The organism is Pseudomonas sp. GM49, assembly GCF_000282355.1.
In the GTDB taxonomy this organism is placed as follows: domain Bacteria; phylum Pseudomonadota; class Gammaproteobacteria; order Pseudomonadales; family Pseudomonadaceae; genus Aquipseudomonas.
On sequence record NZ_AKJL01000169.1, the window covers coordinates 1 to 4061 of the forward strand.

Annotated in this window: 3 protein-coding genes and 1 pseudogene; all 4 read right to left on the bottom strand. The window is 61.3% G+C overall.

Annotated features, from left to right (window positions below; genetic code table 11):
* Positions 1–472: 472 nt before the first annotated feature.
* Positions 473–1222: a hypothetical protein gene (locus tag PMI29_RS13385; RefSeq protein ID WP_007998753.1), complete on the bottom strand. Its 750-nt coding sequence runs from the start codon at positions 1220–1222 to the stop codon at positions 473–475.
* 102 nt (positions 1223–1324) lie between these two features.
* Entirely contained in the window at positions 1325–2905 is a 1581-nt protein-coding gene (locus PMI29_RS13380; RefSeq protein WP_007998755.1) for a DUF5666 domain-containing protein, read from the bottom strand.
* The gene (locus PMI29_RS13375; RefSeq protein ID WP_007998758.1) at positions 2902–3744 is read right to left on the bottom strand and encodes a DUF6502 family protein; all 843 of its coding nucleotides are present in this window, start codon (positions 3742–3744) and stop codon (positions 2902–2904) included. The genes PMI29_RS13380 and PMI29_RS13375 overlap by 4 nt, the downstream gene beginning before the upstream one ends.
* 130 nt (positions 3745–3874) lie before the next feature.
* Positions 3875–4061, bottom strand: a pseudogene (locus PMI29_RS32635) (hypothetical protein); the annotation flags it as partial.

The window sequence follows — 4061 nt, forward strand, 5'->3', positions numbered from 1 at the left end:
CATCTTTGGCATACACGCTGGAGAAACTACCGATGTAATCAGGCACCAGGACAGTCGATGCCGACAGGACCCCGCCAATTGCCAGAGCCAACAAACATTTCTTGAGTACCATGATGCACCTCCGCTTGGAGTTGCGCCGTCATCTCCGTATCGAACGCAATGTCCAGTGAGTTCCCGGCCGCCCACTGGAGCGGCCAGCCAACCGGCACGGCCAAAAATTTGTAGCAATCACGAGCAACTGCGGTACCCGCACGATCCCTCAGAGCCAGCCGGTATCGTTCCGTGGGAAATATTCCCACACCCTTTTAGATTAGCCCTGTCAGCCTGAGTGTCAACGACCGAACATCAGGACCAAGCGATGATCCTCACGGGCATGACAACCTCCTGGTCGGCGTCACCGAACAGGGTGTGCAGCAGGCGATGGCCTGAGTGGAGGCGGTGAAACGCATCAGTGCAGGGAAACAGGCGGGTATCAATAGGTGTGGCTGAACACCAGTCCAGCCTCGCCATCCGGGCTAGCGTCGGAAAACCCCTTGACGGCATACAACTGAAACTTCCAGTTCTGATTGAGCTTGTGCGTGAGGAACAGGGTGAGTTCCTTGATCTGGTCGCCCGTGGATACGACCTTCTGCCGCCAGTCGTAGGACACGCCCGCCGTGGTGCGCGCGAACACGGGCATGGCCAAGCCCAGGCCGGCGAATATCGGGTTGTCGAAGTTGGAGCCCGACGGGTCACCGAATTTTTTCCAGCCCAGAGTGGCGAACCCGGTCACAGGGCCGAAGGCCTTGGCGACGTCGACCTGGGCGGAATAATCGGTTTTGCCGGTGCCCAGGCATTTGTCTTCGTCAGCCGTGGGCAACTTGACCTTGCCGATCAGGTCCACGAACAGCCCGCCAACGCTGCCGTCAAGAACGGCATAGTCGGCACCGGCGATGGTGTCGCCCAAACCGCTTTCCACTTTGCCGCAGCCGCCGGGTAACGGCTCGCCGTCAGGGCCGACCGAAGGATTGGTGATACGCAGCCAAGGCACAGTGAGCTTGTAGGTCATGGGGCCGGTCTGGTATTTGCCCACCAGCGGGACGTACCAGGTTTCGGAAGTTGTACCGGTGCCATAGTCGCCCCGAGAGTAGTCGGTTCCGATCGAGGTCGAGAAGGTATCGGCCAGGGCCGGCAAGGCCAGGCTGGCAAGTAAACCGACAAGCAGGATGCGCCTGGGGTTCATGTTCACCTCGTGTGTTCCGTCATCGAAGTTCACACGCATGCTTTGTTGCGTGACATACCCAGCCTAGTTACTTATGACGATAGTGCATCATGCCTGCACTGTTTAACCCGACCTGCCAGAGTGATCGACTTTTTCAACCGGCTCAACCTTCTCGACTTTCTCGACCCTTTCGACTTTCTCTACCTTCTCGACTTTCTCTACCTTCTCGACTTTTTCTGGCCGTTCGACTTTCTCGACTTTCTCTGGGCGTTCGACCTTTTCGGCTCTCTCTACCTTCTCTACCCTCTCGACTTTGTCGGGTTGCTCGACCTTCTCGACACGCTCTGACTTGCCGGACCTGTCCAAGCTTTCTCTCTGGTCGCCGCCACCATGACCGTCATTGCCCCCGTGACCAGTATCGTCACCGATGCGGACTTCGCTGTCGGAGCGGCCACTCCTGTCACTGCCCGAGTTGCCGGAGTTGCCGGAGTTGCCGGAGTTGACGGAGCTGCTGGAACCGCCCGAGTTGCTCGAGCCACTCGAGTCGTCCGTGTTTTGCTCGCCGGCTCGGGGTCGCCCATGCTGGTTGCTGGCAGGTGAATCGGAGCGCTCGCGGGGTAATTCGATACGCGTGGCCTGAACGTCCCGCGCGCCGGTAAACACGCCGTTGACCCGCACCCGTCGATCCAGCGCCAGCTCCGAAGGCTGCACACCGACAAACACGGTGTCGCGCGCCAACGTCACATTAAAGCCACCCACCATCAAACGGTGGTCCTGCCGGCCCTGTACCAAGCCCTCGATCACCGCATTGTGTACCCGGCCAATGAAGGGCAGGCTCGGATCCGGGCGGCTTTGGGTCACGTCCAGCTCGCGGCCGGACCACTGGCCGCGCACCAGCATTTCCTGCGCCGGACCTTGGTGATTGCTGAGTTTGAGCCCCTGGAGATAGCCGCTGCGATCCACCGGGCCGATGGCACTGGCCTCCTTGAGGCCGGGCGCCCGGTCGATGCGGCTGGCTACCACGTCACCACGGGCATCGCGCAGCCCGCTGACCCGCACGGGATCACCCGGGCGCAGACCGGCAGCGACTTGAGCACCGCTGGCCAGGCGCACCGGTTGCCCCATGACACGCATGGGCATGGAATCTCGGGGCAGGGCTGTCAAGGGGCCTTCGTATACGTGCAGGATAGAAATGCGCCCGGCCTCCAGACCTCGCTTGGAATTGAACGCTTCCACGGCAACCACTTGGCCGACTGCCAGCTGGGTGCTGGTGGTGGCAATGCCGTTCTCGCTGACAGGAACGTTATTGCTGAAGTGCACTTCCACGCCATTGACGCAGATCGAAGCGAACCCGGTGATGGTGCCGACAATGCCGGTGCCACCGATCCCTCCGTTGTCATCGCTGATGCCTGTGCCACCAACGCCGCCTGCAACAGCACCGGTGCCGCCAATGCCGCCAGGGCGCTTTTTCAGTGGTGCGCCGGTACCGCCCACCCCGCCGTTGTCAGTGCTGATGCCGGTACCGCCCATGCCACCAGGCGCTGCGCCCGTGCCGCCTGTTCCCCCCGGAGCCTGGATGACCGGCACCTCACTGATGCCCGCGTCATTCTGGCTGACACAGGCCGGGGCGGCTTGCAACACAATCGGAAGCCCGAGGCCCAGAGCGAGGGCGATTGCACGAATCAGGCGCAAATTGACGGTCATGGCTTAGGGGCCGTTGGTGAATCGGGATCGGAAGCTTCAGTGTAGAAGTACAAACCGACCGTGATGCGCTGGCGCGGTTCAAGACTGGGCAGATCGCGGAATTCCAGCTCGGCTGCGAGTCGGTTGAAGCTCAACAGGGCCTGCATCCCCTCGCTGGCAACGGCCTCGCGCAGCGCCTCGACGCTCATCGGGGCCAGCGCGTCATAGTGGACGCTGCGTTCAAAAAAGGCCGGACCTTCGCTGCTCAGATTGTGTACCGCAGCGCAGGCATGATCGTGCAGGTTATGCCCCAGGTAAGCAGTTTTCTCATCGAAGCCCTTTTGTGGCACGAAGGCCTGGGCTTCGAGGTGCACGCGCTCTTGTTCGTCAAGGCGGACGACGCCCAGGCGCAGCCACTCGTCCAGCACCACCCGCGCCCTGATATCCGTACTGACCTTCGCCACCAGGGCGTCAAAGGAGCGGTCGCCGCCGACACTGGCCAATCGAGGCAGTGGCAATGGCTGGCCGGCGTCGTTACAAAAGGGCGCGTTGGTCCAGGCGTTGACCAGTTGCGCACCGAACGTGATGTTTTCCGGAAGCGTCGAAGAAGCGGGGTCGCTGGTGTTGCGCAAGCGCCGTACATCCTTGCGGTGCACGCCAGTGAGCAGGCTGATGCGGCTGTCGGTCGGTGCCTTGTCGCCCAGACGGAACTCACGGTCCGCCACTTCGACGAAAACCTCCTTGAGCAGGTCGGCAAACACCAGGTAGGTGACGCCTTTGCGCAGCATCAAGCGTACCAGCGGCCGCATGACATGCCGCAAGGCTTTGAGGAGCGAAGTAGGCAGCGTGGACGATTGCATTCAGCGGATTCCTGGATAGATAACCTCAGTATAGCCACGTGGGAAATAATCCCATAAATGCAAGCGTATTTTTTGCAGTGCCTCATACAAAACCGGTCCCCAGGGTTTTGTATGAGGTCAACAAGCTGCTTCAGATCCGGCTGTTATCGTCGCCGGTTTCGCCACCGACATGGACGCCATTGTCGTCACCCGGCTCACCGCCGACATGTTCGCCATTGTCGTCACCCGGCTCGCCACCGACGTGGACGCCATGGTCGTCGCCAGGCTCACCGCGGGCGTGGACGCCGTGGTCATCACCAGCCTCGCCGCGGGCGTGG